This is a genomic window from Saccharicrinis sp. 156 (assembly GCF_050589685.1).
Taxonomy (GTDB): domain Bacteria; phylum Bacteroidota; class Bacteroidia; order Bacteroidales; family Marinilabiliaceae; genus Saccharicrinis.
Map to the genome: position 1 here is coordinate 85,562 of NZ_JBNGOS010000022.1, position 17,987 is coordinate 103,548.

Here is a 17,987-nt window from a genome sequence, read left to right on the forward strand (position 1 = left end):
TTATAAGGTTACCCCACTTTTGAAAATGGCAATTTCCTTGAATTTTGTGATCTCGTGTTTTAGTTTTTTCCCGTTGGCAATATCAATAAGGTAAGATGTAAATTCTTTTCTTAATTGATCCATTGTTTTATCGCCGTCAACCAATCCTCCGGCATTAAAATCCATCCAGTTGCTTTTATGATTAAATAGGGTTGTGTTGGTGGCAATTTTCATGGTGGGAACAAAGCTGCCAAATGGCGTTCCTCGTCCTGTGGTGAAAAGTACCATCTGACATCCTGCAAACCCAAGGGCAGAAGATGCTACAAGGTCGTTGCCTGGAGACCACAGCAGGTTTAAACCCGGCGTTTTGATCTGCTCTCCGTAATTCAACACATCGTTAACAATGGCGTCGCCACCTTTTTGCACGCAACCTAACGACTTTTCTTCCAGCGTGGTGATACCTCCGTTTTTGTTACCCGGAGAGGGGTTTTCGTAAATCGGTTGATTACTGGTTCTAAAATAATCTTTAAAACCGTTGATTAAGTCTACTGTCTTGCAGAAGATATTTTCCGATTGGGCACGTTCCATCAATATGGATTCTGCCCCAAACATCTCCGGTACTTCAGTTAGCACAGTTGTTCCTCCCTGTGCCACCAACCAATCCGAAAAGCGACCTAAAAGAGGGTTAGCGGTGATCCCGGAGAAACCATCGCTGCCACCACACTTTAAACCAATTTTAAGTTTAGATATTGGGACTTCAGTGCGTCGGTCGCACTTCATTATTTCGCACAGCGATTTCATGATTTTCAGTCCCTCTTCCACTTCATCTTCCACTTCCTGGGATACTAAGAATTTAACTCTTTCGTCATCCCATTCACCGATCATTTCCTTTAATTGCGAAATTTGATTATTCTCACAACCCAATCCCAATACCAAAACGCCTCCGGCATTAGGGTGTTTGATGGCTGAAGCTAAAGCCTTTTGGGTGTTTGTATGGTCGCCACCCAGTTGCGAACAGCCATATTGATGTCCAAGCACCAATACGTCATCGATATGACTAGTGTCTACTTCAGTTTTTAGTTGTTCCGCCATGAGTTTGGCCTGACCGTTCACACATCCAACGGTAGGGATAACCCATAGTTCGTTTCTAATGCCAACATCTCCGTTTTTGCGTTTGTAGCCCTTAAACGTTAATTCTTCCTTGCCTATGGTAAGAGGTTTTCCTTTTGGAGTGTATTTGTATTCCAGGTTTTCGTCTAGACCGGTGCGTACGTTATGGGTATGAACATGCTGTCCAATTGCTATATCCTCTTTAGCAATTCCGATGGAATACCCATATTTGATGATATGTTCTTCTTTTTTGATAGGAGAAACAGCAATTTTATGTCCTTGCGGTATATCCTTGGCAACAATAATGCTTCCGCGAACGAGTTCAACCGCAGTACCTTCAGCAATTGGCTCAAGCGCTACAATTACATTATCGATGGGATGTATTTGTAAAAATTTGCTCATGATTACATAATTATATCAATTTAACTAATGCTGTTTTAATACCATTTGTGATGATATCTTTTATGTTATCGGCTACACTTTCTGTCAATCCATGGATAGCGGTTAGGTCTGCATTCCATATTTGTTGATTTGACAGAATATTAGAAGTAAGTGAAATGTATGATTCCTTGTTTTTCCAGGCATCTTGTATAAAAGCAACATGCTTTGCATTGTCGTTGATGTCAAATTCGATACCATTGTAATCGCCTCTATAAAGAATCAGTAGTGCAGCCAATGAGAAGGTGAGTTTTTCAGGCACTTTGGCCTTACTCTCATAAAAATCCAATAACGAAGGATAATCGCGCGTCATCCATTTCGATAATGAATTAAGTGAGATGTCCTTTAAGAAATGACGTATATAAGGATTGTAGAATCTTTCAAGGATTTCCGCCGCAAATTGTTTTAGTTCTTCGTTGCCTCCTTCGATGTTCGGGATTACTTCTGTTTCTACCATGCCATTGATAAATTTAGAGATGTCTTTGTCATCGAAAGCTTCTTTTACGGTTTCATAACCACTTAACAATCCAACAGGAACCAACGCCGTATGAGAACCATTTAAAATACGGACTTTTTTATCCCTGAATTTGGTCATGTCTTCAAGCCAAACCACATTTAAACCAGCTTTGTCGAAAGGGTACTTTTCCCTGACATGGCGCGGTGCCTCTATGGCCCATAAATGAAAATATTCACCCATTACTACTAGGTTATCTGCATAACCCAACTCTTGTTGGATTTCTTTGATATTGTCTCTTGGGAAACCGGGTACGATTCTGTCCACCAGCGAGCTGCAGAAAGTGCAGTAGTTGTTGACCCAGGCAATAAAGTCGTCTTCTAATTTGTTGCTGACAGCAAGTTCAAGTACAATTTTTTTTAAGATTTTTGCGTTTTTGTCAATCAGTTCGCAGCATATAAAATCAAGCGCTTTACCAGTATCACCTTTAAAATGTAAATAACGTTGGTATAGTAACTGGCATACCTTTCCGGGGAATGACGTAGGGGGAGCCGCATGAATGTCTTCGTTATCGACTCTGCTAATTCCTGCTTCGGTGGTGTTTGAAACAATTAATTCCAAATCGGGGTGCAGAAAGTATTGTTTGTACAAATCATAATCGCTATAAGGATTAACAGAGTCAATAATGCAATCAACGAGTTCTTTTTCTTCAACCGGTATTCCATCTTTGATGCCTTGAAGAATAACGTGATAAAGATGGTCTTGCTTTTTTAGCATGTCAACCATCCCTTTGTCCAACGGTTGAACCACGACGACACCATTTTGCATATCCAGCTCCCGGTTCATTTGGTGAATCATCCAATCCACAAAGGCTCGTAAAAAGTTGCCCTCACCAAACTGAAGAATTTTAAATCGATAATCCTTATTGATTTTGTAGTTGGTTCTGTTCAATAAATCCATGATGATATCCTTTTATTCTCAAAATAAATAATCTTGTTTTGCAAATATATACAAAAAAGTGTGCGCACACGCAACTTTTCGAAAATCAAAGGTAATCTTTATTTTTTAACTGGATTTAATATTGGGTAGAGTTGATCTTTGGGCTATTTCATCCGATTAAAGAAGAAGGAAATAACTAATCTGATTATGTTGGCGATAATGGACAGAAATGTCGGTATGGGTATGAACATGTTGAAAAGCGGAGTGTTTTCACACAAAGTTCATGTGTTGGCTTTGTTTCAGATTTGCGAAGAGCTTGATAAATATAAGGATTTAAGTGAAAGAGTGGGAGAGTAATAGGGAAATATAGAGAAAACACATGGCTTGAAAATCTGAAGTTTTGCGAATGTTGAATAAAGGAGAAATAAATATATGAATTATTGAGGGGATGGAGTCACGCAACTATTGATGAGCTTACAGATTATAATAGAAGGATAATTCAAGATGTAGATTGCGAAATATTAGATGGGTATAACATTTAATAGCTAGTTAGAGATACAATGTACAACCTGCTCCTAAGCAATAAGAGCTTAAGACGGTAGGCGCTTTGTTGAAAAACTCCATGCCCAATTCCATCTGTGTTCATACTCTTGGAACATCCGTTTCATTACATTATTTTTGCAATGTGCATTTGTTGAAGGAGGATTAAACAGATTGCAGTTTTAAGTATTAAAATTTCTCCGTTGAAACTTACTTCGGCATGATGCCGAAGTGTTTATATTATAATGATGGCTTCATGTCCGAACTATCCACAAAAGAGATAACATATTTGCCCGGTGTTGGCCCTAAAAAAGCAGAAGTGCTCAAGAGCGAACTTAAAATTCAATCTTATGAGGACTTGTTATATCATTTTCCTTACAAATATGTCGACAGAAGCCGGACGTATAAAATTAGGGAAATAAGCAGTACCTCTTCGCATATTCAACTACAAGGTAAAGTTATTGCCTTAAACACGGTGGGCTCAGGAAAGTCACAGCGTTTGGTAGCTCGGTTCGCGGACGAAACAGGGGTGATAGAACTGGTTTGGTTTAAGTATATAAAGCAGATAAAGTCAGGTCTTGACGCGCATGCCGAATACATCATTTTTGGCAAACCCAGTATCTTCAACCGGACTTATAACATCGTTCATCCCGAAATGGAAAAGGTGGATGCCAACAAACCTGCAATTGCATCAGGATTGCAGGCCTTTTACAACACCACCGAAAAAATGAAGAAGGGTTATCTGAATTCCAAAGCTATTCAGAAAATGCAGCAAAATATCTTCCGGTCGTTTCAGGGAGCAATCTCTGAAACATTACCGTCTTATATCATTCAGCAATATAAGCTGATGTTACTCGATCAGGCATTAAGGATCGTTCATTTTCCACCTGATTCTCAAAGCTTGCAACAAGCTCAGTTCAGGTTAAAGTTTGAGGAGTTGTTCTACATACAACTGAACATTTTAAAACTTAAAAAACAGCGAAACCAAAATATACAGGGACATATTTTTTCGACGGTGGGAGATTATTTTAATCACTTTTTCTATAATAATCTGCCTTTTGAGCTAACAGGTGCGCAAAAGAGGGTAATACGCGAAATCAGACACGATATCGGTTCGGGCAGGCAGATGAACCGGCTTTTACAAGGTGATGTGGGTAGCGGAAAGACCATGGTAGCATTAATGGTGATGTTAATTGCTTTAGATAACAGTTTCCAGGCTTGCCTGATGGCACCTACAGAAATACTGGCCACACAGCACTTTGAGTCTATCCTAGGTTTGCTCAAGGGAATGGATTTAAATGTAAAGCTGTTGACAGGCTCGAGCAAGAAGAGGGAACGCGCGCAGATTCATGCCGAACTCAAATCGGGTGAACTGCAAATCCTTATCGGTACGCATGCATTGTTGGAGGACATTGTTGAGTTCAAGAATTTGGGAATGGTCATCATCGACGAGCAACACCGTTTTGGCGTGGCACAGCGTGCCAAACTCTGGAAAAAGAACCATATTCCTCCCCATATATTGGTGATGACGGCAACACCCATACCTCGCACCCTCGCCATGACGGTGTATGGCGATTTGGATGTGTCGGTCATCGATGAGCTTCCCCCTGGTCGTAAACCAATCGAAACCAGGCATTATTTTCACAACCGACGCAACAACCTCAATCATTTTATTAAAGCCGAGATTGAAAAAGGGAGACAGGTGTATGTAGTGTATCCGTTGATTGAGGAATCGGAAAAGCTGGATTTTAAGAACCTGGCCGAAGGGCTGGAGTATATGCGGTCTGCTTTTCCTGTATATAAAACCACTATGGTGCATGGTAAGATGAAACCCGCAGAAAAAGATGCTGCAATGCAGGAATTCGCTAGTGGTGAGGCTCAGATATTGGTATCCACCACCGTTATTGAGGTTGGCGTAAATGTACCCAATGCTTCGGTAATGATTATCGAAAGTGCGGAGCGTTTTGGCTTGTCTCAGCTCCATCAGTTACGCGGACGGGTGGGACGTGGCGCGGAGCAAAGTTTTTGTATCCTAATGACTGGTTATAAATTAGGGGAAGACACCAAGAAACGAATGAATATTATGGTGGATTCAAACGATGGCTTTGAAATTGCCGAAGCCGACATGAAACTGCGCGGCCCGGGCGACCTGGAAGGCACCCAGCAAAGCGGTCTGCCCTTTGAACTAAAGATAGCCAACCTTACCCGTGATTCTCAATTATTACATCATGCCCGTAATGTGGCCAATACCATCCTGGATAATGACCCGATATTGGAAAAACCGGAAAACCAGGTACTCAACAAACAACTCACCAAGCTGGCCCGGCAAAAGATGAACTGGAGTTTGATATCCTAGGCCTTGCGGTGGCAGAAAATACAATAATAAAGCCATTAATTTCAGGAATGAACACAAAACAAATATGATAAACGTGTAAATTCGTGTCGTTTACGGTCCGTTTTTTTGTGGATTGATTACGAATTGTTATTGCCCCTCCAAAATCACCCATTCAATTAAAGAAAAATTTCTTTATAATCTCCATTATGTCAATACTTAACCTAACAAATGACAGTTTTGAGAAATTGCAAAAAAAAATTATACCCACATTTTATAAATTGCAATCTCTACTTTGCACTATTTACAAGGGTTTTGTAATGTCTGGATAGCAATTCTGTTTATTTATACCAATTCCAAATAGCAAAATGGCGTTTTCCGTAATAACTGATTAATTACATTTGTTCGGAAATTTCCCTTAAAATCATGACGGAATTAAAGTTTGTAGAGCATACAGGATACGTTGAAGAGGTCAATTCAGGTCAGGTCAAAGTTCGTATAATAAGCGAATCGGCATGTGCATCTTGTCATGCAAAAGGGGCCTGTACGGCATCTGATATGAAAGAAAAGATAATCGACGTTAACACATATGGTGTTGGTAATTTGGCTGTTGGTCAACAGGTAGTTATTAAGGGGCAGAAGTCGCTGGGCTTAAAAGCATCGCTAATTGCATACATTTTCCCATTTATATTGGTGTTCATCACCTTATTTGTGGTATACGGAATCACTAAGAACGAGGGTATAGCAGGTATTGCCTCCTTGGTGGTATTGGTTCCGTATTTTATCGGGGTTAAGATGTATACGCCTAAACTGGAGAAAACATTTGTATTTACAATTAAAAAAATAATCGGTTAGATAAAATTAATAAAAAATGAACGTAGTAGTAATAACTGTTTTAACGCTTGGAATACTTGGAACCGTGGCGGCTTTGGTGCTCTACTTTGTGGCTCAAAAGTTTAAAGTGTTCGAAGATCCAAGAATCGATCAGGTCGAAGAAGTATTGCCCGCCGCCAACTGCGGTGGTTGTGGTTTTCCGGGCTGCAGGGCTTTTGCTGAAGCCCTGGTGAAGAGTGACGATATTTCTTCATTAAACTGTCCGGTGGGAGGTGCTGAAACCATGAGTGCGGCAGCAAGCATACTGGGTAAAGAGGTGAAGGCTGCCGACCCAATGATAGCGGTTGTTCGGTGTAATGGAACCTGTGAAAACCGTCCTAAAACCAACCAATACGACGGAGCCACATCGTGTGCTGTTGCAGCTTCACTTTATGGGGGTGATACCGGTTGTAGTTATGGATGCTTAGGATGTGGCGACTGTGTTGAAGCTTGTAATTTCGATGCCATGTATATGGACGAAAAAACCGGGTTACCGGTTGTTAAAGACAACTGTGTGGCATGTGGCGCTTGTGTGGATGCATGTCCAAAAGACATTATCGAACTGAGAAAACGGGGTCCCAAGGAACGCAGGATTTTTGTTTCGTGCGTAAATAAAGACAAAGGTGGAGTAGCTAAAAAGGCATGTTCCACGGCTTGTATCGGATGTAGAAAGTGCGAAAAGGAATGTCCTTTTGATGCGATAACTGTGGAGAACAATCTGGCGTACATCGATTACCACAAATGTAAATTGTGTAGAAAGTGTGTGGTTGTATGTCCTACGCATGCCATTCATGAAATCAACTTCCCTTTGCGAAAAGCAAAACCGGAGGCTAAGCCCGCAGCAGCCAAGACAGCTGAAGGCCCGGTTGCCGCGAAACCTGCAGCTTCTACACCAAGCAATGCTGTAAAAAACGATAACAATACATCTTCGGATAATAAAAACAAGGAGGAATAAACGTGTTAAAAACTTTTTCACTTGGAGGTATTCATCCTCCCGAAAACAAATTTTCGGCCGGTAAAAAAATTGAGACCTTGCCGGTTCCTTCGCAAGTAGCCATCCCGGTTGCTCAGCATATAGGTGCTCCGGCTGCCCCGGTGGTTAAAAAGGGCGATGTGGTTAAAGTGGGTACTTTAATTGCCAAGTCAGCAGGGTTTGTATCAACCAATATCCACTCTCCGGTATCTGGTACCGTTTTTAAAATAGACGATATTGTGGATGCCAGCGGATACCGTAAGCCTGCCATCATCATTAATGTTGAAGGTGACGAATGGGAAGAAAGCATTGATAGAAGTACGGAACTCAAAAAAGATATCACTGCCACTCCAGAGGAAATAGTTAAAGCAGTAGCCGAGGCAGGTATCGTTGGGCTGGGAGGTGCAACTTTCCCTTCGCATGTTAAGTTATCTGTTCCTCCGGGAAAAAAATGCGATATTCTGATTCTTAATGCCGTAGAGTGTGAGCCTTATTTGACCGCCGACCACCAGTTGATGATGGAAAAGGGTGACGAGATCATGGTGGGAACGCAAATCATCATGAAAGCCCTTAAGGTAGACAAGGCCATCATCGGTATCGAAAACAACAAACCGGATGCTATTCAGCATATGCAATCGTTAGCTTCTTCTTACCCCGGTATCACCATAGAACCGTTAAAAGTTCAGTATCCGCAAGGTGGAGAAAAGCAGTTGATAGATGCTTGTATCAAACGTCAGATTCCTTCCGGGAAATTGCCCATTGAGGTAGGTGCCGTGGTTCAAAACGTGGGAACTACGTTGGCCGTTTACGAAGCGGTTCAAAAAAATAAGCCTTTGTTTGAGCGAGTGGTTACCATCACCGGAAAGTCCGTTTCAAAACCATCTAATTTCCTGACCAGAATAGGAACCCCGATTAATATTTTGATTGAAGCCGCTGGTGGTCTTCCGGAAGATACCGGTAAAGTGGTAGGTGGCGGCCCAATGATGGGTAAAGCACTTGTAAACACAGACGTGCCTGTTACCAAGGGCAGTTCGGGAGTCCTTATTATCAAGGATGAAGAGGCGAAACGTCAGCCCATGCAAAACTGCATCAGGTGTGCCAAATGTACGCAGGTGTGTCCTATGGGACTGGAACCGTTCTTGTTGATGACCGTTAGCGATAAGGCTGTATGGGACAGGGCAGAAGAGGAACATATCATGGATTGTATAGAATGTGGTTCGTGCAGTTACACTTGCCCTGCCAATCGACCATTGTTGGATTATATCCGACTGGGCAAGGGAAAAGTGGGACAGATTATGCGCAGTCGCACCAGATAAGTATACATGAGGATTATTCGTAATGACTAAATAAAAATTAAGAGTTAGTTAAATAATTTAAATATGAGCACATTAACTATTTCACCTTCCCCGCACATTCACAGTGGCGATAGCGTGAAAAAAAATATGTACGGAGTTATCATTGCCCTTGTTCCGGCTCTGTTGATTTCCTTCTACAACTTTGGTTTAGGCGCTGTGGTTGTATCTGTAACAGCTGTTGTGGCTTGCATGGTTTTTGAGCATGTCATCCAGGTGTTCTTAATGAAGCGGGAAACTACCGTTTGGGATGGGTCGGCCATGATAACAGGTTTGTTATTGGCATTTAACATTCCGAGTAACCTGCCCATTCACATTATCATTATTGGTGCGTTGGTATCTATTGGTATTGGAAAAATGTCGTTTGGTGGATTGGGTAACAACCCCTTTAACCCCGCTTTGGTGGGAAGGGTTTTCTTGTTGATTTCCTATCCGGTACAAATGACCTCTTGGCCCGTGCCTAAAAGGATTCCATTTACCTATACGGATGTAACTACTGGAGCAACACCTTTATCGGTGATGAAGGAAGCATTGGCCAAGGGCGAGCTTCCAACAAACGTGTTAAACGAGATACCAAGTTATCGCGATATGTTTTTAGGGCTGCAGGGAGGTAGTGCCGGAGAAATGGCTGGTCTGGCTATTTTGATAGGACTGGGAATTATGATTTGGCGTAAGATTGTAACCCCACATATTCCGGCTGCTATCATCGTCACGGTGTTTGTTTTTACCGGCATCTTGCACTGGTTGAACCCTATGATGTACGCACCGCCAATGTTCCACATATTATCAGGAGGTCTGTTCCTGGGAGCTGTGTTTATGGCAACCGATTATTCAAGTTCGCCCATGAGCAATAAGGGCGCAGTAATATTTGGAATTGGAATAGGTGTGATTACGGTAGCCATCAGGACATATGGGGCCTATCCCGAAGGGATTTCCTTTGCGATCCTGATCATGAACGCTTTTGTTCCCTTAATCGATAAATACATTAAACCAAAGCGTTTCGGAGAGAAACCGGTGGTTGCTAAATAATTTGAATCATGGCAAAAACAGAATCAACATTAGTAAACATGGTGGTTGCCTTGCTGGTTATTACGGCGATAGCTGGGGGCACGCTTGGTATGGTTTACAAAGTAACCAAAGAACCTATTGCCACAGCTAAATTGGCCAAACAACAAAAGGCAATTGAAGAAGTAGTTCCCGGGTTCGATAATAACCCCACCGACGAAGCGTATGAACTGACTTCGAAAGAAGGTTTTTTACTTCGGGTGTTCCCCTGCAAAAAAGGCGATGAACTTTTAGGTGTGGCCATCTCCACCAAAACTGAAAAAGGGTTTAGTGGCGAGTTTAAAGTCATGCTTGGCCTAAAACCCGATGGAACAATTATTAATTATTCAGTCTTGGAACATAAAGAAACGCCTGGGCTGGGGTCTAAGATGCAAGAGTGGTTTAGGGTTGAAAACACCAAACAAAACGTTTTAGGCTTGGATCCTGCCGAAACCAGGATGGTCGTTTCTAAGGACGGTGGAGATATCGATGCCATCACCGCGGCTACCATCAGTTCAAGAGCATTTTTAGATGCGATTATGATAGCTTACGATACCTATAAAACAGAAGGAGGCGAACAATGAATCAGTTACAGAATTTTACAAAAGGCTTCTTTAAAGAGAATGCTGTTTTTACCTTATTGTTGGGAATGTGTCCCACGTTGGGTGTAACATCTTCCGCTATAAACGGTCTGGGGATGGGGTTGGCTACAACTTTTGTGCTTATTATGAGTAATATTGTGGTTTCCCTGGTAAAAGATCTTATTCCGGACAAAGTGCGTATACCATCATTTATCGTGATTATCGCTTCCTTTGTAACCGTGGTGGAGCTATTAATGCAAGCCTACTTGCCAGCCCTTTTTGAATCGTTAGGCCTGTTTATTCCACTTATTGTGGTTAACTGTGTGGTACTTGGTCGAGCAGAGGCTTTTGCCTCTAAAAACGGCTTTGCATCATCTTTAATTGATGGTGCAGGTATGGGGCTGGGTTTTGCCATGGCCTTGACAATGCTGGGTGCGGTGAGAGAGTTTCTCGGAAGCGGTAAAATGTTCGACATGGTCATCTTCCCAGAGGAATACGGAATGCTGGTATTTGTGCTGGCTCCCGGCGCATTTATCGCCTTGGGATATTTAATTGCAGTTATTGACAGACTTAAAAAAGCCTAAAAATGGAATACGTTTTAATATTTATATCTGCCATATTTGTTAATAACATTGTATTGGCTCAATTCCTGGGGATTTGTCCATTCCTTGGAGTTTCTAAAAAGATTTCCACCGGTATTGGTATGACGGGGGCAGTAACCTTTGTAATGGTGCTGGCTACTATTATTACTTATCTGGTACAAAAGTTTGTGTTGGATGCCTTTGGTTTAGGGTATTTGCAAACCATCACGTTTATTTTGGTAATTGCTTCCCTGGTGCAATTGGTTGAGATTATCCTTAAAAAAGTAAGTCCTCCTTTGTATCAGGCGTTAGGGGTGTTCTTACCATTGATTACCACCAACTGTGCTATCTTAGGTGTTGCTATCCTTACCATCCAAAAAGATTATGATCTGTTGGAAGCCGTGGTCTTTTCAACTGCAACTGCCATCGGTTTTGGTTTGGCGCTGATCATCTTTGCAGGTATCCGCGAGCAATTGGATTTGGTTGACCTACCCAAAGGTATGAAAGGTACGCCTATTGCTCTGTTGGTAGCAGGAATCCTCGCACTGGCCTTTATGGGATTTGCGGGACTCGTATAGAGAATGCCGAAATGTATCTTAAAATTGACTAATCGATGATAGAGTAAAGAGTGTTCGTAATGGACACTCTTTTTTTTGTGTATCCAACTGAAAAAATGTTGTTAGCATAATTCCAAAATTGTCGTAAGACTTTATATAAATGACCCGAAACTATTTGAGAAACTAGAAGGTGAAATTTGGTATTTCAGGACAAAGTTTCTGTCGCTTCACTATCGTGTATTTGCATTTTGGGAAAAGACCGATAATGTTAACACGTTTGTAGTGGCAAAACATGGTGACGTGAAGAAATCAAATAAGATTCCAAAATCAGAAAATGAAAAAGCCGAAAGGAGGATACATTTGCGCTTTGCAATGCGCCCCCTTTTTTTACCGTAAAAGTGTGCTAATTAAAAAAGACCATTTGCAGGGTAGCATCTTCGAAAGGCAAAAGTATTGGGGTACAACCAAAGGGTTGTTGAAAATTGTAAATGATTTATTTATAACATGTTTATTCCGGACTATTTACCTCATGATTTGTAAATGATTTTTGACGGCATCTAATTTAACGGAGGGGCAGGCACGGATGGCCGTACCCCTATTGGGGACTGTCGTAGGTTGGGTCTACGGCATTACGGTAGTAGTCGCGAAAACCGAGTACAGCATTGGCGAGTTCGGGGACGCCAAGCATTACGTCGCCCTCGGTGTAGTAGTCACGGGAATAATAGGTCTGAGTCGTACCTTCAACAAACTTAACAATTGACATGCCGGGAGCGCTAAAAGGAGCTCCGTTAAATACACCGGACATGGTCCAAGTCGCCATATAAATATCGTCTGTCAAGGTCTCATCCTCGACGGTGGTGTACAAGTTCGAAGATCCGGCAAACAGACGGCCCAGAAACTGGGACATCGTGTCGGGACCATAGATGTCGACGATAGGGTCGTGGTACTCGTAGTCACTGGCCAGGAAGGGGATCACGTTCGTCCAGTTCCCTGCATTGATCTCGACCAGTTGACGACCGACCACTAGTTGATCGCTGCTTATCTGTTGCTGCGAACGCAGTTGGTTATTTTCTGTGCTTATAGAGGAAAGGGTGAGTGGGCAGACGAAGGTAGGATCCACAGCGCACCTGTAGTATGTCCTGAAGCCCCCGATGGCCTCATCCAGACCCGGGATCGTGGCCATGATGTCACCCTCGGAATAGTAGTCCCGCTGGTAGTACACCAGAGAAGAGTTGGGCCGGAACTTAAAGATAGAGATGCCCTTGGCCTGATATGGAACACTGAGGAAATCTCCGGACATGGTCCACGTTGCCGAATAGATGTCGTCGGAGAGGGTCTCGTCCTCGATAGTTGTGACCAGATTGGGCGAGGCACCTATGATGAGCTGATTGAGGAAAGCAGTCATATCTTGAATTCCGTAGATGTCCACGATGGGGTCGTGGTACTCAATGTTGTCTGTGTAGTACGGCAGGACCTCAGCTACGTTAGGCGCCTGTACTTCCAGCAGGGCGCGTCCGATATCGAGTCGTTCCTGATGGAGCTGGTGCAAATCTTCGTTTGAACAGGCCTGGCTAATCAGAGTAATGGCGATGCCGGCGAGCATTGTGAATGTTTGTGTAAACTTTCTCATGTATGACCTCCGAATTAGATTTTTTATTAGAAACTAAAAAATACGGATTCCTAAAATACTGCAAGCTTAATTGTATGTAATTTAACACAAATATTCATAAAGTACAAAGTCAAAATTGTTGGATTTGCTCAAGGAACAAATAAGATTAGAACATGATAGGCTTAAGAATCGAAAAAACTTACACTATATTTAAACGAGATCTGTCATTAGAAATTTGAAAAATTATTTAATGTCAGCAGGTAACAGCCTTATCGAGGTAATCCTGATGTTGAAAATTTTTGCATTAAATCACAGGACTGTTTTGTCTTTTATTGATATAATTTATGTTTGTATTCTCTTTAAAAAAAGTAATGTAAAATTTGTCAAGCGATTTTAGGGTATAACAATGATTGCTTAACTATGGGTTACCGTTCATATAGCTCCTACTACGTTTATAATTTTTAACAGGGCACAAACAAGCTTATTTACCATGCAATATTTACTTTTTCCCCTAATGAATATTCCACCCCGATTCAATCTGGATTATTTACTGTTTTTTTGTCCATTTTATGGCTTATCCCTAACTTGACTTATTTTATCATAAAAGGGAAAAACAATAAGAATTTTGGCCTGCATACGTTTATTTCTGATAGTTTTGATACTGCTTTTGTTGATTACTTAGATTAATTGTTCAGCAAAAATGGTTAATATTGTTACACTTGCAATAAACGATATGTAAATATCAATGAGAAATATTCCTGAAATAAAATTTAATAACCGTAGAGTAGAGCACATCAATGGATTTGAACTCAAAGTGCTGGAAGAATTTATTTCTAATTTAAAGAAACCTACAGACCATGATCCATTTCAAGCCCATCGATTGAGCTTTAATATTATACTTATTATTACCGATGGAATGGTTCGACATTCTGTTGATTTTGAAACGCATGATTTACAAGAAGGAGATGTAATGGTGATTTCAAAAGGTCAGATACATGCTTTTGATGTACACTCTAGGTATAAAGGTTATATGATGCTTTTTACTGAAGAGTTCATGCAGAAATACATAGCAAGCTCTACGATAGCACAGATTAACCATTTGTATAATTATTTCCTGGGGCAAAAAAAAATAAATAATCCCGACCATAACCAAACACTGATTCGTTCGTTAAAAAAAGAGTTGCAAAGGAATTCTTCAACTTTACCTAATGTTATTGGAGCCTTACTCAGTATTTACCTCTTGAAGATGAATGACGAAAATGACCGTTCATCAAATTTTATTGTAAATAAATATTTGGACTGCTTTAACCATTTTAAATTATTGGTAGAAAAAAATTTTTCAAAAAGCCGTGATGCCAAAACCTATGCCGCTGAAATGTCGGTTTCATATAAATTCCTAAACCAGGTATGTAAGGAAATTGTAAAAACAACAGCAAAAGCATTTATTGATAGTTACGTGATTTTAGAAGCTAAAAGAATATTGGTGACCACTTCTCTTTCCGTAAAAGAAACTGCCTATGCTTTAGGTTTTGATGAGCCCACCAATTTTCTTAAATATTTCAAGAAACACACAAGTTGCACTCCGGCTGGATTTCGCAAGCTTTAGTTTAGTTGCAACTTGGCCACTCCTCATCTCTTTATGCCATCGGAATAAGTTAAAGCCGGATTAGTGTTAGTGAAACGCAATGAGCATTCACAATACCGTAAAACAAGGCGTTGCTGAAATGAGGCATGACGCCGTTTTGGTGAGTTGAAGCAACATGGTGAAACGCCTTGTTTTGAAGTAGTTTAATTGTGTAACAGGATTTTTGATGCATATTGCGGGTTATAGCCTGTTATTTTGGTCCGCCGTATTTTCCAACCACATAATCTCCCCAATCGGCAATAGATCTTAAAAGTGGTATAAGCGTTTTTCCCAGCTCAGTTAACGAATATTCAACTTTTAAAGGTGGCTTTGTTGTATGTACCGTTCTTTGAATAATGCCATCCTCTTCCAGGCTTTTCAGCTGTAAACTTAACGTTCGTTCGGTAACTGTGGGCATTTCTTTCCGCAGTTCATGGTAACGCATTTTTCCATCTATTAAATGATAAAGAATTACAGTTTTCCATTTACCACCGATAACCCCCATCGTAAGACTGGCACAGCAAGGATATTCCCTTCCCTTGAATGTGTACATTTTATGTGCTTCCTTTTGCATAATCCTATACTATCCTTTTTGACCGTTATTGACTGGTAACAAAACTATATATAATTTTGTAACTATAAAAAATATAGTAAACATTTAAAAACACAAATATGAAAGCAATTGGATTTAGAAAATCATTACCTATTACAGAAAAAGAAAGTCTTGTTGAATTTGAAATGGAAAAACCAACACCAACAGGATTTGATTTGTTGGTGAAAATAGCAGCAATTTCGGTAAATCCTGTTGATTTTAAAATTCGTCAAACCGCAGCTGCAACTGCAGTCCTGGATACGCCAAAAGTTATTGGATGGGATGCAGTGGGTATTGTTGAGGCAGTGGGCGAAGCAACATCAAAATTTAAAGTGGGTGACCAGGTATATTATGCCGGGGATCTCACCCGCAGTGGCAGTAACGCGGAATACCAGTTAACGGATGAACGTATTGTTGGTTTTAAACCCAAAAACCTAAGTATTGCTGAAGCAGCAGCTATTCCACTTACCGGGTTAACGGCCTGGGAATCCATATTCGACCGCATTAAAGTAAATCCTGAAACCGATAAAGGAAAAACGGTATTGATTTTAGCGGGTGCAGGTGGTGTTGGTTCTATTGCCATACAAATTGCCAAAAAAGTGGCGGGACTCACGGTGATTGCTAGTGCTTCACGTCCTGACTCCATCAAATGGTGCAAAGATTTAGGCGCTGATTTTGTCGTAAATCATCATGATTTAAAAACAGAATTGGAAGAAATTGGTCATGGACAAGTGAATTACATTTTGGATTTTGTGGATTTGGAGGGCTATTGGGAAGCCATTGCTGAAATCATCAAACCACAAGGCCATATTGTTTCCATTACTGGCAGTAGCAAACCATTAAACCTGGATTTACTCAAAACCAAGAGTGTTACTTTTTCCTGGGAATTAATGTACACCCGTTCGATGTTTACTACCGACGATATAGAAAAACAACATGATATTTTAAACCAGATAGCTGATTTGCTGGATAACGGAATACTAAAATCAACGCTCACAACAACTTTAAATGGATTTACGGTTGAAAATCTGAAAGAAGCGCACAAAATGCAGGAATCAGGGAAAACGATCGGAAAAACCGTGATTCAGTTTTAGAAAAACAAACATCACAGGCGGACTAAGCATTATTTAGTCTATCGTATCCATTAGAACAGCAAGAGTTTTAAACGAGTAAGCATGCTGTATGGGTGATTAATCCGCCTAAAATAAAAGTTGTTGATATATAAAAAGATAGGCGAACTAGGAATGTAAAGCCCTTCGGCTTGAGACAAAGGAGTTTTTGGTTTTTAGGAGCGCGTTTTTGTTGGACACTCGTGAAAAACAAATCATAAATTGAGATGAATAAAATAGAAACAAATTACTTGTTTGCAATGGCATTTTTGCAATGTCCTGCACAGATACAAAAAAGGAGTCAAATACAAGGTACTTGTAACCCGGCTCTATTTTAAAAAATTAAATAAAATAGGAAATGAAAAAAACATATTAATTACAGTAGTACCGATGGTTTCGGATAATTAGCTGCTATCAGGTAACCTGCCGAAGGGCATACAGTTTATCTTCATGTTAGAAACAGGAAACGATAAATACGGTAAAGGCAGAGGTAAAATCTAAGTCAAACAACGAAAATATTCGTGGTTTTGAGGCAGATTTTTCCAATTTGGGTGCAGTGAAAATGAAACAGCAAGTTGACCATATTGATGTACTCATCAACAATGAGGGTGTTTTAAAAAGTACGGCAAATCAGAACAAAGATGGGTTGGATATTCGGTTTGTGGTAAACTATTTAGCACCCTGTCTGTTGATGAAAGGGTGGCGCACCTGTTCGAAAAAAGCACCGATACCCTTATTATCAATCTGAGTTCTTCAGCTCAATCGGATATTTTGTATAAAGCCGTGATGGGCAAAGAATCGATTAGTGTTAATGCGCTTTACGCACAAGGCAAACTGGGCATAACCATGTGGAGCGTCTATATGGATTTGCAATGAAAGGGTGCAACATTATTGCTGTCAACGCCGGTTCGCTATCGAATACAAGGATGGTCAAAGAAGATTTAGGGAAGTGCTGGGCACGGGCGTAAAAAAGTGCGGAGCAATTGTTTGATTTAGCTTTGTGTGACGAACATAAAGCCCATACCGGAGAATATTTCGGAAACGATACCGGTACTTATGGCAATATGCAAATCCACAAATTTAAGATAGATCCACCATTGGTGAACTGATTTATTTTACATCTGATCTTATCAAATAACAATTAATTATAAAAGGACGATTTATCGACCACCTTGTAAGGAAATATACTATTGTTACGAGTATCAGTTGGATGTACGTATAACATGTGCACTTTTTGTACCATGTGCCGCGGTGTTCGGATTTCGGTTGACGACGTTGAGCAAACTGAAATATATCAGGC

Annotated in this window: 17 protein-coding genes; 13 read left to right on the forward strand and 4 right to left on the reverse strand. The window is 40.8% G+C overall.

Features of this window, described 5'->3' with window-relative positions; translation table 11 throughout:
• Together ACRD64_RS14765 and ACRD64_RS14770 are read right to left on the reverse strand one after the other, a co-directional pair.
• Entirely contained in the window at positions 1-1,491 is a 1,491-nt protein-coding gene (locus tag ACRD64_RS14765; protein ID WP_430934215.1) for a UxaA family hydrolase, read from the reverse strand.
• Between the two features lie 10 nt (positions 1,492-1,501).
• Positions 1,502-2,941: a tagaturonate reductase gene (locus ACRD64_RS14770; protein WP_430934216.1), complete on the reverse strand. Its 1,440-nt coding sequence runs from the start codon at positions 2,939-2,941 to the stop codon at positions 1,502-1,504.
• A 186-nt stretch (positions 2,942-3,127) separates the two neighbouring features.
• On the opposite strand from ACRD64_RS14770, the gene ACRD64_RS14775 reads away from it, so the two are divergent.
• The 10 genes from ACRD64_RS14775 (at position 3,128) to ACRD64_RS14820 (ending at position 12,149) form a co-directional block, all read left to right on the forward strand.
• Positions 3,128-3,277 (forward strand): hypothetical protein, encoded by a 150-nt coding sequence (locus ACRD64_RS14775; protein ID WP_430934217.1) that lies wholly within the window; start codon positions 3,128-3,130, stop codon positions 3,275-3,277.
• A gap of 439 nt (positions 3,278-3,716) precedes the next feature.
• Entirely contained in the window at positions 3,717-5,816 is a 2,100-nt protein-coding gene (gene recG, locus ACRD64_RS14780) for an ATP-dependent DNA helicase RecG (RefSeq protein WP_430934218.1), read from the forward strand.
• Between the two features lie 402 nt (positions 5,817-6,218).
• Positions 6,219-6,647, forward strand: coding sequence for a SoxR reducing system RseC family protein (locus ACRD64_RS14785; RefSeq protein WP_430934219.1), 429 nt, complete (start codon positions 6,219-6,221; stop codon positions 6,645-6,647).
• A 16-nt stretch (positions 6,648-6,663) separates the two neighbouring features.
• Positions 6,664-7,620, forward strand: coding sequence for a Fe-S cluster domain-containing protein (locus ACRD64_RS14790; protein ID WP_430934220.1), 957 nt, complete (start codon positions 6,664-6,666; stop codon positions 7,618-7,620).
• Positions 7,621-7,622: 2 nt separating this feature from the next.
• Complete coding sequence (gene rsxC / locus ACRD64_RS14795) at positions 7,623-8,954, forward strand: electron transport complex subunit RsxC (RefSeq protein ID WP_430934221.1); 1,332 nt, start codon at positions 7,623-7,625, stop codon at positions 8,952-8,954.
• 63 nt (positions 8,955-9,017) lie between these two features.
• Positions 9,018-10,019, forward strand: a complete 1,002-nt coding sequence (locus tag ACRD64_RS14800; protein WP_430934222.1) for an RnfABCDGE type electron transport complex subunit D — start codon at positions 9,018-9,020, stop codon at positions 10,017-10,019.
• A gap of 8 nt (positions 10,020-10,027) precedes the next feature.
• A complete protein-coding gene (locus tag ACRD64_RS14805; RefSeq protein ID WP_430934223.1) occupies positions 10,028-10,618 on the forward strand; it encodes an RnfABCDGE type electron transport complex subunit G in 591 nt (196 codons plus the stop codon).
• Complete coding sequence (locus ACRD64_RS14810) at positions 10,615-11,199, forward strand: RnfABCDGE type electron transport complex subunit E (protein WP_430934224.1); 585 nt, start codon at positions 10,615-10,617, stop codon at positions 11,197-11,199. Before ACRD64_RS14805 ends, ACRD64_RS14810 begins: the two co-directional genes overlap by 4 nt.
• Positions 11,200-11,201: 2 nt before the next feature.
• The gene (rsxA, locus tag ACRD64_RS14815; protein ID WP_430934225.1) at positions 11,202-11,774 is read left to right on the forward strand and encodes an electron transport complex subunit RsxA; all 573 of its coding nucleotides are present in this window, start codon (positions 11,202-11,204) and stop codon (positions 11,772-11,774) included.
• A 135-nt stretch (positions 11,775-11,909) separates the two neighbouring features.
• Positions 11,910-12,149: a type II toxin-antitoxin system RelE/ParE family toxin gene (locus ACRD64_RS14820; RefSeq protein ID WP_430934241.1), complete on the forward strand. Its 240-nt coding sequence runs from the start codon at positions 11,910-11,912 to the stop codon at positions 12,147-12,149.
• A 199-nt stretch (positions 12,150-12,348) separates the two neighbouring features.
• Here the strand turns inward: ACRD64_RS14820 and ACRD64_RS14825 are convergent, their stop codons facing one another.
• Complete coding sequence (locus tag ACRD64_RS14825) at positions 12,349-13,383, reverse strand: nuclear transport factor 2 family protein (RefSeq protein WP_430934226.1); 1,035 nt, start codon at positions 13,381-13,383, stop codon at positions 12,349-12,351.
• 724 nt (positions 13,384-14,107) lie between these two features.
• Here ACRD64_RS14825 and ACRD64_RS14830 point away from each other — a divergent pair.
• Positions 14,108-14,968, forward strand: a complete 861-nt coding sequence (locus tag ACRD64_RS14830) for an AraC family transcriptional regulator (protein WP_430934227.1) — start codon at positions 14,108-14,110, stop codon at positions 14,966-14,968.
• Positions 14,969-15,197: 229 nt separating this feature from the next.
• Here the strand turns inward: ACRD64_RS14830 and ACRD64_RS14835 are convergent, their stop codons facing one another.
• The gene (locus ACRD64_RS14835) at positions 15,198-15,560 is read right to left on the reverse strand and encodes a winged helix-turn-helix transcriptional regulator (protein WP_430934228.1); all 363 of its coding nucleotides are present in this window, start codon (positions 15,558-15,560) and stop codon (positions 15,198-15,200) included.
• A gap of 98 nt (positions 15,561-15,658) precedes the next feature.
• On the opposite strand from ACRD64_RS14835, the gene ACRD64_RS14840 reads away from it, so the two are divergent.
• Both ACRD64_RS14840 and ACRD64_RS14845 read left to right on the forward strand, forming a co-directional pair.
• Positions 15,659-16,672 (forward strand): zinc-binding alcohol dehydrogenase family protein, encoded by a 1,014-nt coding sequence (locus ACRD64_RS14840; RefSeq protein ID WP_430934229.1) that lies wholly within the window; start codon positions 15,659-15,661, stop codon positions 16,670-16,672.
• A 577-nt stretch (positions 16,673-17,249) separates the two neighbouring features.
• Complete coding sequence (locus ACRD64_RS14845; RefSeq protein ID WP_430934230.1) at positions 17,250-17,435, forward strand: hypothetical protein; 186 nt, start codon at positions 17,250-17,252, stop codon at positions 17,433-17,435.
• The last annotated feature ends 552 nt before the right edge of the window (positions 17,436-17,987 follow it).